We start from the raw sequence: 13,454 nt of genomic DNA, 5'->3' as shown, positions 1-13,454 counted from the left end.
TGCATTGTTGCGACTCCCAAACTACCTGCCCTTGCCACGCCGCCCCATTGGCACGTATGACAAAGATCATGCAGAAAATGCCATATATCCGCCTTGCCATTGTCGACTTCCCCGGTGCCCAACAATCTGCCCTCCTTGGGCTGGCCGATCTCTTCGCCCTGCTGCCGCGCCTTGCCGATGGCCCGGTCCCAACGCTGAGCGCGACAATCGTCTCTCCCGATGCCCTGCCCGCAAGGGTGTTCGATGCCATCCTGCTACCGCCCTCGATCCAAGGCACCTTCCCTGCGCCGGACGACCCGCTGCTTGCGTGGATTCGCGGCCAACACGACCGCGGCGCGATGGCCTGTTCGGTCTGCGCCGGGGCGTTCTGGTTGGCCGAGGCGGGGCTGCTCTCAGGGCGCCCGGCCACAACCCACTGGGCGCTTGAGGATCGGTTTCGCGCGACCTATCCGGATGTAGACCTGCGACCGGACCACATCCTGATCAACGATCTCGACGTGGTGACCGCCGGCGGACTGATGGCGTGGCTGGATCTTGGACTGTTCCTCACTGGCCATTGGTGCGGCCCCGATATGGTGTCACGTCTGGCGCGCCATTTGCTGATTGATCCTGCGGGACGCGAACAACGCCACTACGCCACGTTTCGCCCCAACCGAACCCACGGCGACGCCGCCGTCCTGCGCAGCCAACGGCGCATGGACAGGGATCATGCCGCCGCCCTGCCCCTGCGCGACCTTGCCGAGACCTCAGGCCTCAGCCTACGCACCTTTCAACGTCGCTTCCACACCGCCACCGGCCTCGCCCCGGCCTCCTACCTAAAGGCCCTGCGCATCGAAAAAGCCCGCGGCAGGCTGGAACGCAGCAGTGAAAACATCGCCACAGTCGCCTGGTCCGTCGGCTATCACGATAGCGCCGCCTTTGCTCGCGCCTTCCGCGAAATCACCGGCCTGACCCCCGGCGCCTATCGCAAGCGTTTTCGCATGTCGGCGCCTGCATCCTTGCCGGGATCCCAGCCGCCCTCCCCCTTGCCTGAAAGGCCTGCGCCCCGTATCTAGACCAGAACGCAATCCGCTGTCAGGAGACAACACATGCTCAAAGGACTGGGCCAGCTTGGCGATATGGCCAAGATGATGAAACAAGCGCAGGAGATGCAGGCCAAGGTGACCTCGCTTCAGGAAGAGCTTGAAACCATGACCGTGACCGGCGAATCCGGCGCCGGCCTCGTCAAGGCCACTGCGACCGCCAAGGGCGAACTCAAAGGCCTCGACATCGACCCGTCGATCTTCAACGGCGACGACAAGGAAGTGGTCGAAGACCTGATCCTCGCCGCGATCAAGGACGCTCAGGCCAAGGCCTCCGAGAAGTCCCAATCCGAGATGAAGGCGTTGACCGATAGCTTTGGCCTGCCTTCCGATTTCAAGATGCCCTTCTAAGGCTTCTTCTCTGTAAAAATACTCAAAGAACCGGCGGTGCCGCCCCGGCGCCGCCCCCCACCAAGGGCAGCACATGAGCGGCAACGAGATCGATACCCTGATCGACCTAATGGCGAAATTGCCGGGCCTTGGCCCGCGCTCTGCCCGCCGCGCCGTGCTACACCTGATCCGCAAACGCGCCCTTCTGCTGACCCCCTTGGCCGATGCCATGCAACAGGTCGCCGTGACTGCGCGTGAATGCCTCAATTGCGGCAATGTCGGCACCTCTGACATCTGCGACATCTGCGCCTCCGAGAAACGTGCCACGGGCGAGATCTGCGTGGTCGAGGATGTGGCCGATCTCTGGGCGATGGAACGCGCGGGCGTGTTCAAGGGACGCTACCATGTTCTTGGCGGCACGCTCTCGGCGCTGGACGGCATCGGCCCCGAGGACCTCGCCATTCCCCGCCTGATCGACCGGATCGAGGCTGAGGGTGTCACCGAGGTGATCCTCGCGCTCAACGCGACGGTCGATGGCCAGACCACCGCGCATTATATCGCCGACCAACTCGAGGATCGGGTCCGCCTGACCTCGCTGGCCCAGGGTGTGCCCATCGGTGGCGAGTTGGACTACCTCGACGAAGGGACGATTTCCGCGGCCCTCTCGGCCCGCAAATCCCTCTGATCTCACTCGACCAGTTGCGACACATTCCCGCACTGGAGGGTCACTTGATCTAGTCGCTGTTTCCGGCGCATTTCATTCCTTACCATATCCCTCGGACGCGCTGAAATCGGAGGGATGAAATGACGACATATGTTTTCGATAGTATGCTCATTCACGAACGTTACGACATCGTGGACGATGGCGGGGAACAAACTTGGGAGGTCAGTTTTGGCGAAATCTACCAAGGCGATCTCGCTCTGGTGGCAAGCGAAAACTCTGACTCTTTCAGCTACACGAGCCTCGGCGTTACCGAAGAAAACGAAATGGAGGCGCTCCTGACGGGCTTTGGCATGCCCTATGCGATCGCGCTTCCCGGCGGCGAGGACTACATCAAGCTGCTCGATTCAGACTTTAGCGATGCCACTGTCTCAAGCCTCTACTGGACCAATGAAGGCTCCAAGTCTGCGGCCATTCTGGCGATCACATGGGAATGGGAAGATCTCGAGGAGATGACCGCCGATAGCGCGACGCTGGTCATCCAATTGGCTGGCGACAATATCCCGCCATTCGAGAACTATGCTGACCTCGGCAGCTTCCTCGATGGTCTAGACACCGTCTTGCCCTATGCACCTCCAGGCTACCAACCCGGCGACGTCATTGAGCTGCATAGCGTGCTCGACCATGAAGACATCATTCAAGAAGACCTGATCAAAGGCACTGCAGGCAATGATACGTTGATCGGCGGCCTCGGCAACGACACGATCTCCGGCAATCAGGGGGGGGACTATATCACTGGTGGCATCGGCCATGACGTTCTGCGCGGTGGCGAAGGAAGAGACGACATCTCGGGCGGCAAACATGGCGATCTGATCTATGGTGGTGACGGCGATGACCTGATCCGCGGTCAGAAAGGCAATGACACGGTCTATGGCGGCGACGGTGCCGACCTCGTCAACCTCGGAGGGGGCGCGCGCGACGTCTTCTACGACAGTCCCGAAACCGGGCCTGCGGGCAATGACACGGTCTTTGGTGGCGATGGTCGCGACATCATCAACGGTCGTGGGGGCGACGACTCCTTCTACGGCGAAGATGGCAACGACAAGCTGCGGGGCGGCGTTGGCGACGACGAGCTCTATGGCGGCGCGGGCGACGATACGCTCAGCGGCGGCAGCGGCAGCGATACTCTGGCTGGTGGTGAAGGGGCGGACGTCTTCAGGTTCCGCAATGACCTGTCCAGCGATGACAACGTCATCACCGATTACGAACTCGGGGTCGATATTATCGAGATGTATGACGGCTATGACGCCGAGGACACGACCTATACGCTCGCCAATGGCACCGACACGTTGATCACCCTTGTCTCTGGCGCGACGATCCTCGTCGAAGGCGTGACCGACACGCTCGCATTACGTGCCGAGATCGAAGCACAGCTCTGAACGCCGCACAGACAGGTGAAACCAAAAAGGCCCGCCAAGCGGCGGGCCTTTCTTATGTCTCCGAAGCACCTTGCGCGATCAGGGCTGTTCGTCCTCATCGTCGTCGTCGCTGTCCGGCAGGTTAAAGAAGCTGTCGGCATCGGCGTAGGCGCCATCGTCTTTCTCGTCTTCTTCCGAGTCATCATTGCCAAGAGTGAAGGTCTCAAGACCCTCGATCGCCGTCGGCATCTTCGGCTCGGCATCCATTTCCAGAGACTGCTCGGTCGACACCAGCTTGCGGCGCTCGTCATCGCTCATCACTTCGCCCTCAGCGGCGCGCTTCTCCGCGGCCTTCTGTACAGCGGCGTCAAGCTCGCTCTGCTTACACAGGCCAAGCGCAACCGGGTCGATCGGCTGCATGTTGGCAATGTTCCAATGCTCGCGGTTGCGGATCGACTGGATCGTCGGCTTGGTGGTGCCGACGAGCTTGGAAATCTGACCGTCCGAAAGCTCGGGGTGGAACTTCACCAGCCACAGGATCGAATTCGGGCGGTCCTGACGTTTCGAGAGCGGCGTATAGCGCGGGCCACGGCGCTTCTCTTCGCCGCTCGCGGCGGCGTTGAACTTGACCTTGAGCTTGAACAGCGGGTCACCCTGCGCCTTGTCGATGTCGTCCTGCGTCAGCTGGTTGTTGGCGATCGGGTCAAACCCCTTTACGCCGCCAGCCACGTCGCCATCGGCGATGCCCTGAATCTCAAGCTCATGCATACCAACGAAATCCGCGATCTGCTTAAAGCTGATCGTCGTGTTGTCCACGAGCCAGACAGCGGTCGCCTTCGGGTGCAGCAGTTTGCTCATATCGTGTCTCCTTAACGCATATCTTCCCCGATGCCTGACTTTGCAGGCGGCACCGATTTGCGCGGTGCGGGTTTCCGTTGTCGGGGAACTTGCGGCCTATATAGTGACATCGGATCAATAAGGAAAGAGTTGAATGCGACTTGTGAAATCCCTCGCCTTGGCCTGCCTAAGCGCCGCTCCGCTCATGGCAGAGGGCGAACGCGCGGGTGCGTTTGACTACTATGTCCTGTCGCTCAGCTGGTCGCCCTCATGGTGCGCCCTTGAGGGCGATGCGCGCAACTCACCCCAATGCCACGAGCGCGAGGACTTCGGCTGGGTGCTGCACGGGCTCTGGCCCCAGTTCCATCGCGGTTGGCCCTCCTACTGCAACACCATCGAACGCAATCCGCCCCGTGGCCTGACCGAGGACATGGCCGACATCATGGGGACCTCCGGCCTCGCATGGTATCAATGGAAGAAACATGGCCGCTGCTCGGGCCTCTCTGCCGAGGACTACTACGCCCTAGCCCGCCGCGCCTACGAAGGCGTCAACCGGCCCGAGGTGTTCCGCAAACTGACCAAGCCCGTGACCCTCCCCGCCACAGTGGTGGAACAGGCCTTCCTCAAGGCAAACCCCGCGCTTGAACCGGACATGATCACCATCACCTGCCGCGATGGCCACATCCAAGAGGCGCGCATCTGCCTCTCCAAGTCGCTCGATCCCGTCCCCTGCGGCCAGGACACGGTGCGCGATTGCTCCCTCAAAGACGCCCGCCTCGACCCGGTGCGCTGACCTCCCAAAACGAAAAACCCGGCCGCATGGGCCGGGTTTCTCAATTCGTCCGTGCGGACAAGCTTAGTGTAGCTTCGCGTCCACTTCGGCAATCGCGTCTTCGATGAGCTTGTTGCCCTGGGCAGCAGTCATCTGTGCCGCGATCACGTCCTTCGCCGCGCCAACGGCCACGGTCACGGCCTGGTCGCGCACTTCCTTGACAGCAGAGGCCTGAGCCGATGCGATCTGGTCTTCCGCAGCCGCCATCCGGCGGGCGATCGACGCCTTCAGCTCTTCCTTGGCGAGTTCCGCCGCGGTGGTCGCTTCGGCTTTCGCGTGTTCGACGATGCGGTCAGCCTGTTCCTGAACCTCTTTCTGCTTGCGCTCATAAGAGGCGAGCAGGGTCTGAGCTTCTTCGCGCAGGGCGCGGGCTTCGTCGAGCTCCGATTGGATGCCTTCCGCGCGCTTGTCGAGCATCCCGCCAAGCATCGAGGGCACCTTGAAATAGAACAGGACCGCGATGAACAGGATGAAGGCCAGCAGCACGATGAAGTTCGTGTTGTGCAGCGAGAAGAACGGGCCGCTCGCGGCGAATGCCGGGCTCGCGGCACCGAGGGCGAGGAGAGTAGCAAGTTTGCGCATGGTCCTTACCCCTTCACACGTGTGCCGATCGCGTCGGCGATCGCTTTGTCATCCGCGCTACCACCAAGGGCAGCAACGATTTCTGCCGCGGTCTCGGTCGCAACGACCTTCACGCTTTCAAGGGCACCGGCGCGGATCTCGGCAATCGCCTTCTCCGACTCGGCAGCCTTTGCGGCAATCTCGGCATCCGCCTTGGCGGTGGCTGCATCGAGATCGACCTGAATCTCGGCCTTTGCCTCTGCGACGATGCGCTGTGCTTCTGCACGGGCATCTGCGAGTGCCTTGTTATAGGCCTCTTCCGCTTCGACGGCTTTCGCCTTCAGCTCTTCAGCTGCGGCGATATCATTCGTGATGGTCCCCTGGCGCTCGGCCAGCACGTTCGCGATGCGCGGAAGCGCGATGCGCGACAGGACGAAGTAGATCACGACGAGCGTGACCAAAAGCCAGAAAATCTGGTTGCCCCAGTTCGAGAAATCGAGCTGCGGCATGCCCGGCGCGGATGCGGCGGCATCTGCGGCGTGGCCTGCGGCTTCGTGGGTTTCAGTCGCCATGTCGTCCTCCTGGGAACTTCCGTTAGATTACGGGCGGGGCGCTTGCCTTAGGGCGCGCCCGCGCCCGCACGTAAGGATGGTTCCGTTCGGATTAGACGGCGAACATCAGCAGCAGAGCAACGAGGAACGAGAAGATGCCCAGTGCTTCTGCGAATGCGATACCGATGAAGAGGGTGGCGGTCTGCGAAGCAGCTGCCGACGGGTTACGCAGAGCGCCTGCGAGGTAGTTGCCTGCAACGTTACCAACACCGATAGCGGCTGCGCCGGAACCGATTGCTGCGAGACCTGCGCCGATGTGTGCGAGTTGACCTTCCATGGGTGTATCTCCTTACGATTGGAAGTTGGAATGAGAAGTGTTCGGATCGAACCTGTGTCGGGAGGATGGGCTATGCGCCCACCGCCCTTAGTGCGACGGATGCAGTGCGTCCTTCAGATAAACACAGGTCAGAATGGTAAAGACGTAGGCCTGAATGAAGGCCACGAGAACTTCGAGACCGTACATCGCGGTGATCGCGACGACAGACACCGGCGACACGACGGCAATCGCGGCGAAGCCTGCGAAAACCTTGATCACCGCGTGGCCCGCCATGACGTTGCCAGCAAGACGAATGCTGTGGCTCACGGGGCGCACGAAGTAAGAAATCAGCTCGATGATCGCGAGGATCGGACGCAGCGCAAGCGGCGCGCTCGAGACCCAGAACAGGCCGAGGAAGCCCGCGCCGTTCTTCACGAACCCGACGATGGTCACGGTGAGGAATACCAGAAGCGCAAGCACCACGGTGACCGCGAAATGCGAGGTGGTGGTGAAGGACATCGGGATCAGGCCAAGGAAGTTGGCGAACACGATGAACATGAAGAGGGTCATGATGTAGGGGAAGAACTTGACCGCGTCCTTACCGGCGACATCCTCGACCATCTTGTAGACAAAGCCGTAGGCAAGCTCACCGATCGACTGGGTGCGGTTCGGAACCATCGCGCGGCGACGCGTGCCGAGCACCATCATGGCGATAATGCCGACCACGGCGAGCGCCATCCACAGGGTGACGTTGGTCACGGTGTACCACTCAATCGTGTCTCCGCCGAAAAGCGGCTTCACGATGAACTGATCCATCGGGTGGAAAACCAGACCGCCCTCTTCGGCGCCGTGTGCTTCGCTTGCCACGTTTAGTCCCTCTCGTCTCTCTCCGCCGCCTCGGCGGCTTCTGTGTCCTCTTGGATCTCCTTGGCGCTGCGCAGCATCGTCTTGATACCGGCCGCGAGACCCAACATTGTAAACAGCACCAGGAATATCGGGATGGTTCCCAACAACAGGTCAAGCCCGTATCCGATGCCAAAGCCGATCCCGAGACCGGCGACCAATTCAATCACCATGCGCCAGGCCAGGTTGGCCGCCGAATAGTGCTCGTCCGCGCGAGGCTTGGGGTCTTGGGCCCGTTTGGCCGCCTCGATCCGCTTTTCCAGGTGCGTCATACGCTCTTGGGTTTCGGGATCGGTCACACGCAAATTCCCCGTTTGGACGTTGCGGCATAGCTACGGCGCAGCGCCCCCCGAGTCAATGCCGTTAGCGGCAACGGAGAAACACCCCTAAACCATTGTTATATTGAGTATTTTCACAGAGAAGAAGAGCAAGGCAGAGTCTGCCGCACCCCGCCATCCCCCGGATTCCGCCAAAACACCATATTCAACCAAATGGTTGACGATAATCGGGGGGCCGGGTTTATGGGGGCATGACCGATACGCTCGACACCGTCTTTGCCGCCCTTGCCGATCCGACACGGCGCGCGATCCTGTCGATGCTGCTCGAGGACGATATGGCCGTGACCGACGTGGCCGAGCCGTTCGACATCTCCCTTGCCGCGATCTCCAAGCACCTGACGATCCTGACCCGCGCCGGCCTCATCTCGCAGGACAAACGCGGCCGCGTCAAATGGTGCAAGCTGGAACCGGACGCCCTGCGCGCCGCCAGCGTGTGGATGCAGAGTTTCGGTCAGTTCGACCCTGTCGACCTCGACGATTTCGAAAAGTTCCTGAAGGTCGAACTCGGCGACTGACTAATGCTCGTTCCTGAGCAGAAGCAACAGCGACACCACCGTGAGCGCCACACCGACAAGGATCATACCGCCCGGCGCCCCGTGGCCCAAGATGATCTCCCAGCCAATGACCCAGCTTGGCACCAGATAGGTATAGGCCATGACCTTGGCACTCGGCAGGTGCAGCACCGAGAACTGCAACAACACGAAGGTCGCCGCGCTGGCAAAGATGGCGAGATAGACCACCGTGATCCACACGATCCCCGGCAATCCTGCCCAGTCCGTCGCACGGATATCGGACCAGCCATAGATCGTCAGGATCACGAATCCCGCGATCAGCATCCCGAAGGTGAACACCACGGGCCGCTCCCCTCGGTTCAGCTTGCGCACCATCGGCGTATAGATCGCATGCGCGACGCAGCCCCAGAAGTAATAGATCTCTCCCTGCCCGACCCGGAACCGCAGAAACGCCGCCCAATCGGCCTTGAAGATGACCCAAAGCGCACCAAGCGCCCCGATCGCGAGGGCGATCCCCATGCGTTTCGTCGTGATCTGGCCAAGAAGCGCATACCCGAACCCCGCTGACATGATCGGCGTCAGGGTAAAGACCGCCGCTGTGCTGACTGGCGCCGCGGTCTTGAGCCCCTCGAACATCAGCACGAAATAGGCCGCAAAAAGCCCCCCAAGCACGAGATACCGCCATGGCGCATGGAACGCCCCGCGCCCGATCCCACCCGTCGCAAGCGCCGCCGCCCCGATCACGCAGCCCGCAATCAGGAACCGCACCGCGTTGAGCGCGGCAGGGGCAATCTCATTTGCCGCCAAAGAGCCGAGCGAGAACGACCCAGCGACCAGCGCCGAGAACAAAAGCATCGCCAGATGGCCGCGGCCTTGCCAACTCATGCCATGGACCAATCCGGGGCACGATCCTTAAGGAAGCTGAGGAAGGTCTGAACCTTATGTGTGCGGTGCAGGTCCACATGGGTGACGAGCCAGAGCGGCCCGCTCCAATCCTCATCGCGCGGGATCACCTCGACAAGCTCAGGATGCGCGCGCTGCGCCCAGACCGGCAAGAAACCGATCCCCGCCCCGGCCACGACCGCCACCTCGGTCGCGTACCAATCCATGGTGCGGAACATCACCTGCGACCGCGCGACATGCGCGGTCATCCACTTGCTGTAGGGCACCCGCGACCGTTCTTCGTCCGGCCCGACGAAACGATGCTGCGCGAGGTCTTCGATGCTTTCGGGCCTTCCGTGGCGCGCGATATAGTCCGGGCTGGCAAAAAGCCCCACCGGCAGGCGCCCAAGCGCCTGCACCACGTTGTCGAGCTCTTCCGGCGCAGGCCCCGCCCGCAGCGCCACATGCGCCTCGCCATATTCAAGCCGGAAAAGCCGCGTGCCGGTGAGGTAACGCACAATGATATCCGGGTGCGCCTGCTGGAACTCGGACAAGAGCGGCACCATGACTGGCGCCATGGTCTCGAGCGAGGTCACGACCAACTCGCCCTCCATGCTGCGCCCCTGCCCCTTGATACGCCCTTCAAGCTGGCCGAACTGATCGTCTGTCGCCTTGGCCACCCGCATCAGGTCTTCGCCCGCTTCTGTCGGCGTGTACCCCCGCGCATGACGCTGGAAAAGCTTGACGCCAAGCCGTCCCTCAAGCGCATCGATATGGCGAATGACCGTCGCGTGATGCACGCCAAGCACATCGGCCGCTCCGCTGACCGTCCCCATGCGCGCCACTTGGAAAGCGGTGCGGATTTCATCCCAATTGTCCATGTGGCCGTCCTGTGCGCAATCCAACAAACCTGCGCCAACTATGCCGACACTGTTCGCAAATGCAAAGACCAGCTCTTCATCTTGGCAGAAATACTCTGAAGACGACCGCAAGGCCGGGGCCAAAGCCCTTAAAGGTCGAGCCAGTGCACCTCGGCACCAAGGTGTTGGAGAACCCGCTCGAAATCCTCAGGGGTGACTCCGATGGTCCGATCATTGACCAACGGGTGCATGTAAATCCGATCCGCGTTGCGCGCCGCCGCATCCATGTAAAAGATGACACCGGTCTCCACGCCCGTCGCCATGGCCAGCGGGCTGACCGCGCCGGGCCGGATGCCGAGGAATTCCATCAACCGATCCGCCGAGCCAAAGGACAACCCGCCAATCCCCAACTCCGCGCCAAGCGCCTTGAGGTCGATCTCGCGATCCTGTTCGAGCGTGACGAGGTAATTGCGCTTCTTGCGATCGCGCAGGTAAAGATTCTTGAGCCGAAACGGCACCTCGCCCGGCTCCACCAGCGCCGCCTCAACGCTCTTGGCCTCTTCGACGGTCCGAAGCGGCACATGCTCATGATAGGTAAACCCAATCCCCCAGCTCCGCAGACGCTCCAAAAGCGCATCTGACGAGAGCGGCAGGCTGTCTTGATGAGCGGATGAGGCGTCCATTTGATGTCCTTTCGACCGAAACCGGCGCGAGACTTAGGCGTTTTGCGCCTCTACGGCAAGACACGGCGCACCCGGTCGAAGATCGGATCGAACAGCCCATCGAGCCGGATCATCATCCGCGCCCGCCAGAGCGCCCGCGCATAGCCGCGATCTTGCGGATATCCGTTGTCCGCCACCACATGCGCCGCCCGCAACACCCGCGCCCGCCGCCGCGCCTCTTTCCCACCGCGGACGCGAAACCGCGTCTCCTGTTCAAGGCTGGCGAAAAGGCTCGCGCCCGTATCCTCAAAAATCGACGCGACCGGCGCGCCTTGGCGAAGCGCAAGATACCCTGCCGGCACGTCCCTGCCACAGGCCAGCGCGAAATTGACCGTGCCCGAGATCCGCGGGTTGATCTCAAGAACGACAAGCGTGCCATCGGGCCGCGCGAGGCAATCAAGGTCGATCCCGCCCGTCCAGTGAAGCGCCCCCGCGATCCGCGCGAGGTAGTCATCGATGACCGCGTTCTCATCGCGCAGGGCATAGGGCGGTGTGCCAGCAAAGGAGAACTCATAGTCCGTGCAGAACCCAAACCGCGAGAGCACCTCTCCGTTCCGGCAAACCCCGGTCACACCCACGAAATCGCCGTCGACCGCCTCCTGTATCTGCACTGTGCCGGTCGGCCCCGAGGCAAGGAAGCGCTCGAAATCGGCCTCGTTGCGAAGCGCACTGACGCCAAGCCCCGCGACGCCATCCACCTTGAGGAAAAGCGGAAAGCCCCAGCCCGGCACCACATCACGCAACGCCTCGGCCTCAACCGTTTGTGACCGTGGTGTTGCAATCCCGAGCCTTTCGCAAAGCGCAACCGTCGCCGTCCTGTCCCGAGCCAATGCGAGGCTCTCTGGCGACGGCGCGAAGAGCGCGGTTGCCTGTGGCGATCCCGGCTCTGCCGCCTTTGCTGCAAGGGCGACGACGCTCGCGTCATGGTCACTGATCGGCACGACAAGGTCGATCCCCCGCGCCGCGATCAACTCAAGAAGCCACGGCACATCCTCCTCTGGCGTGGCTGCAGGCGCATGATAAACAATGTCGGACACGTAATCGGATTGCCCGTGCAGCTTTGTGCCGCTCTTGTCCCACGCGACAAGAGTGATCTCGTGACCGCGCTGCCCGAAGGACTGAAGACAGGCCAAGGCCCCCTGCCAATGGCAGGACATGATCAATATGGAAAACCGCGCACTCAAACCCTTACCCTCGGTTTCGCCTCCACTTGGCCCTCTCGCCACGTCACGCTCTCTCGCCACATGGAAACCATGCTACACAAGCACAAGAACGCGGATGAGATCAGCCCTAGAGACAGCCTAATTTTATCACGGAGACGGGAATGCTTGCCACCCCCCTGACGCTGCCCTGCGGCGTAACGCTTCACAATCGCATTGCCAAGAGCGCCATGACCGAAGCCATGGCAGACCGTGCCGACCACCCCACCAACGCGCACGCGACGCTCTATAAACGCTGGGGCGATGGGGGCTTTAGCCTTTTGATGACCGGCAATGTGATGATCGACAGCCGCTATCTCGAACGCCCCGGCAACGTGGTGGCCGAGGATGAAACCGTCCTGCCTTCCCTGACCGCGTGGGCCAACGCCGTCAAACCGACCAACGCCGCGCTCTTCATGCAGATAAGCCACCCGGGCCGCCAATGCCCCGCCATCGTCAACCGACGCCCGCTCGCGCCCTCCGCCGAAAAGCTCCGCATTCTCGGCGTCTTCGGCACGCCCCGCGCCATGAGCGAGGCCGACATCGCCGACACCATCGCCCGCTACGCCGCAACAGCGCGCCTTGCCAAGCGCGCAGGATTCGACGGGGTGCAACTTCATGCCGCCCACGGCTATCTTCTGAGCCAGTTCCTGTCGCCCAACACCAACCGGCGCAGCGACCAATGGGGCGGGTCGCTCGAAGACCGCGCCCGTTTCCTGCGCGCAACCCTCGCCGCGACCCGCGCCGCCGTCGGCCCCGCCTTCCCCATCGCCGTCAAACTCAACTCCGCCGATTTCCAAAAAGGCGGCTTCACGCTCGAGGACTCCATGCAAGTCGCACGCTGGCTCGAAGAAGACGGCATCGACCTGATCGAGATTTCCGGCGGCACCTATGAACAAATGTCCTTTCTCGAGGCCGACACCCAGGGCCAGCGCGCCAGCACCAAGCGTCGCGAGGCGTTCTTTCTCGACTACGCCCGCGAGATTCGCGCCGCCGTCTCCGTGCCGCTCATGGTCACTGGCGGCTTTCGACACCGCGCCGCCATGCAAGAGGCGCTTGCCACGCATGGCATTGATCTCATTGGCCTCGCCCGCCCCGCCTGCACCGATCCCGACTGTGCCGCGCGGCTCCTTTCCGGCGAGGTGGACCAGATCGGCATCGACGAATCCGGCCTCATGCTCGGACGCGGCCCGCTCGGGGCCAACGCCAAGGGCGCACTGGCCGGGTTGGTCAATGCCGTGGCGCGGGTTGAATACTATGTCTGGCAAATGATGCGCATGGGCCGGGGCGAAGCCCCCGACGCCTCGGGCCGCGCCAACGCACTCGGCTATCTCATGTGGTATCTGACCCGCTCCGCCCGCGTCGCACTCGCCCGCAAGCTCCCCGGCGCTTGACTCCTCACGCCCACGCGCGTAAACGCCCCTCAATTCCGGGAGTCCGTCATAGCTCT

At 62.2% G+C, this 13,454-nt stretch carries 17 protein-coding genes; 7 read left to right on the top strand and 10 right to left on the bottom strand.

The genetic code is table 11. The annotated features are described in order from the left end of the window. The first annotated feature begins 68 nt into the window (after window positions 1-68). The 4 genes from R1W01_RS01040 to R1W01_RS01025 all read left to right on the top strand — a co-directional run bounded on the left by R1W01_RS01040 (window position 69) and on the right by R1W01_RS01025 (window position 3,512). Window positions 69-1,055, top strand: a complete 987-nt coding sequence (locus R1W01_RS01040; RefSeq protein WP_297756469.1) for a GlxA family transcriptional regulator — start codon at window positions 69-71, stop codon at window positions 1,053-1,055. A 33-nt stretch (window positions 1,056-1,088) separates the two neighbouring features. Beyond that, a complete protein-coding gene (locus tag R1W01_RS01035; protein ID WP_317275012.1) occupies window positions 1,089-1,433 on the top strand; it encodes a YbaB/EbfC family nucleoid-associated protein in 345 nt (114 codons plus the stop codon). A gap of 73 nt (window positions 1,434-1,506) precedes the next feature. Further along, a complete protein-coding gene (gene recR, locus R1W01_RS01030; RefSeq protein ID WP_297756471.1) occupies window positions 1,507-2,097 on the top strand; it encodes a recombination mediator RecR in 591 nt (196 codons plus the stop codon). A gap of 119 nt (window positions 2,098-2,216) precedes the next feature. Further along, complete coding sequence (locus R1W01_RS01025; protein ID WP_243611360.1) at window positions 2,217-3,512, top strand: calcium-binding protein; 1,296 nt, start codon at window positions 2,217-2,219, stop codon at window positions 3,510-3,512. A gap of 78 nt (window positions 3,513-3,590) precedes the next feature. Here R1W01_RS01025 and R1W01_RS01020 read toward each other — a convergent pair whose 3' ends face one another. Next, window positions 3,591-4,349, bottom strand: a complete 759-nt coding sequence (locus R1W01_RS01020; protein ID WP_243611361.1) for a DUF1013 domain-containing protein — start codon at window positions 4,347-4,349, stop codon at window positions 3,591-3,593. A 133-nt stretch (window positions 4,350-4,482) separates the two neighbouring features. Between R1W01_RS01020 and R1W01_RS01015 the strand changes: the two genes are divergently transcribed. Then, on the top strand, window positions 4,483-5,121 hold the full coding sequence (locus tag R1W01_RS01015) for a ribonuclease T2 (RefSeq protein ID WP_297756472.1): 639 nt from the start codon (window positions 4,483-4,485) through the stop codon (window positions 5,119-5,121). Between the two features lie 63 nt (window positions 5,122-5,184). Here R1W01_RS01015 and R1W01_RS01010 read toward each other — a convergent pair whose 3' ends face one another. The 5 genes from R1W01_RS01010 to R1W01_RS00990 form a co-directional block, all read right to left on the bottom strand. Then, window positions 5,185-5,742: a F0F1 ATP synthase subunit B gene (locus R1W01_RS01010; protein WP_243611363.1), complete on the bottom strand. Its 558-nt coding sequence runs from the start codon at window positions 5,740-5,742 to the stop codon at window positions 5,185-5,187. 5 nt (window positions 5,743-5,747) lie between these two features. Beyond that, window positions 5,748-6,293 (bottom strand): F0F1 ATP synthase subunit B', encoded by a 546-nt coding sequence (locus tag R1W01_RS01005; RefSeq protein WP_243611364.1) that lies wholly within the window; start codon window positions 6,291-6,293, stop codon window positions 5,748-5,750. Between the two features lie 91 nt (window positions 6,294-6,384). Next, the gene (locus R1W01_RS01000; protein WP_022572950.1) at window positions 6,385-6,609 is read right to left on the bottom strand and encodes a F0F1 ATP synthase subunit C; all 225 of its coding nucleotides are present in this window, start codon (window positions 6,607-6,609) and stop codon (window positions 6,385-6,387) included. An 87-nt stretch (window positions 6,610-6,696) separates the two neighbouring features. After that, the gene (locus R1W01_RS00995; RefSeq protein ID WP_243611365.1) at window positions 6,697-7,455 is read right to left on the bottom strand and encodes a F0F1 ATP synthase subunit A; all 759 of its coding nucleotides are present in this window, start codon (window positions 7,453-7,455) and stop codon (window positions 6,697-6,699) included. 2 nt (window positions 7,456-7,457) lie between these two features. After that, window positions 7,458-7,763, bottom strand: a complete 306-nt coding sequence (locus tag R1W01_RS00990; protein ID WP_279391704.1) for an AtpZ/AtpI family protein — start codon at window positions 7,761-7,763, stop codon at window positions 7,458-7,460. A 257-nt stretch (window positions 7,764-8,020) separates the two neighbouring features. On the opposite strand from R1W01_RS00990, the gene R1W01_RS00985 reads away from it, so the two are divergent. Then, window positions 8,021-8,344: an ArsR/SmtB family transcription factor gene (locus tag R1W01_RS00985; protein WP_297756473.1), complete on the top strand. Its 324-nt coding sequence runs from the start codon at window positions 8,021-8,023 to the stop codon at window positions 8,342-8,344. On the opposite strand, the gene R1W01_RS00980 is transcribed toward R1W01_RS00985, so the two are convergent. From R1W01_RS00980 to R1W01_RS00965, 4 genes are all read right to left on the bottom strand, one after another. Beyond that, window positions 8,345-9,226 carry a DMT family transporter gene (locus R1W01_RS00980; RefSeq protein WP_297756474.1) on the bottom strand — a complete coding sequence of 294 codons (882 nt, stop codon included), beginning with the start codon at window positions 9,224-9,226 and terminating at the stop codon, window positions 8,345-8,347. It lies immediately after the preceding gene. After that, window positions 9,223-10,104, bottom strand: a complete 882-nt coding sequence (locus tag R1W01_RS00975) for a LysR family transcriptional regulator (RefSeq protein WP_243611369.1) — start codon at window positions 10,102-10,104, stop codon at window positions 9,223-9,225. The genes R1W01_RS00980 and R1W01_RS00975 overlap by 4 nt, the downstream gene beginning before the upstream one ends. 128 nt (window positions 10,105-10,232) lie before the next feature. Beyond that, complete coding sequence (locus tag R1W01_RS00970) at window positions 10,233-10,766, bottom strand: prolyl-tRNA synthetase associated domain-containing protein (protein WP_297756475.1); 534 nt, start codon at window positions 10,764-10,766, stop codon at window positions 10,233-10,235. A gap of 50 nt (window positions 10,767-10,816) precedes the next feature. Further along, window positions 10,817-11,989 (bottom strand): hypothetical protein, encoded by a 1,173-nt coding sequence (locus tag R1W01_RS00965; RefSeq protein ID WP_297756476.1) that lies wholly within the window; start codon window positions 11,987-11,989, stop codon window positions 10,817-10,819. A gap of 140 nt (window positions 11,990-12,129) precedes the next feature. Between R1W01_RS00965 and R1W01_RS00960 the strand changes: the two genes are divergently transcribed. After that, window positions 12,130-13,398 (top strand): NADH:flavin oxidoreductase/NADH oxidase family protein, encoded by a 1,269-nt coding sequence (locus R1W01_RS00960; protein WP_297756477.1) that lies wholly within the window; start codon window positions 12,130-12,132, stop codon window positions 13,396-13,398. Window positions 13,399-13,454 lie beyond the last annotated feature (56 nt).

The sequence above is a fragment of the Shimia sp. FJ5 genome (genome assembly GCF_032918335.1).
GTDB lineage: Bacteria > Pseudomonadota > Alphaproteobacteria > Rhodobacterales > Rhodobacteraceae > Shimia > Shimia aestuarii_A.
This window is presented reverse-complemented; position numbering and strand designations above follow the sequence as displayed.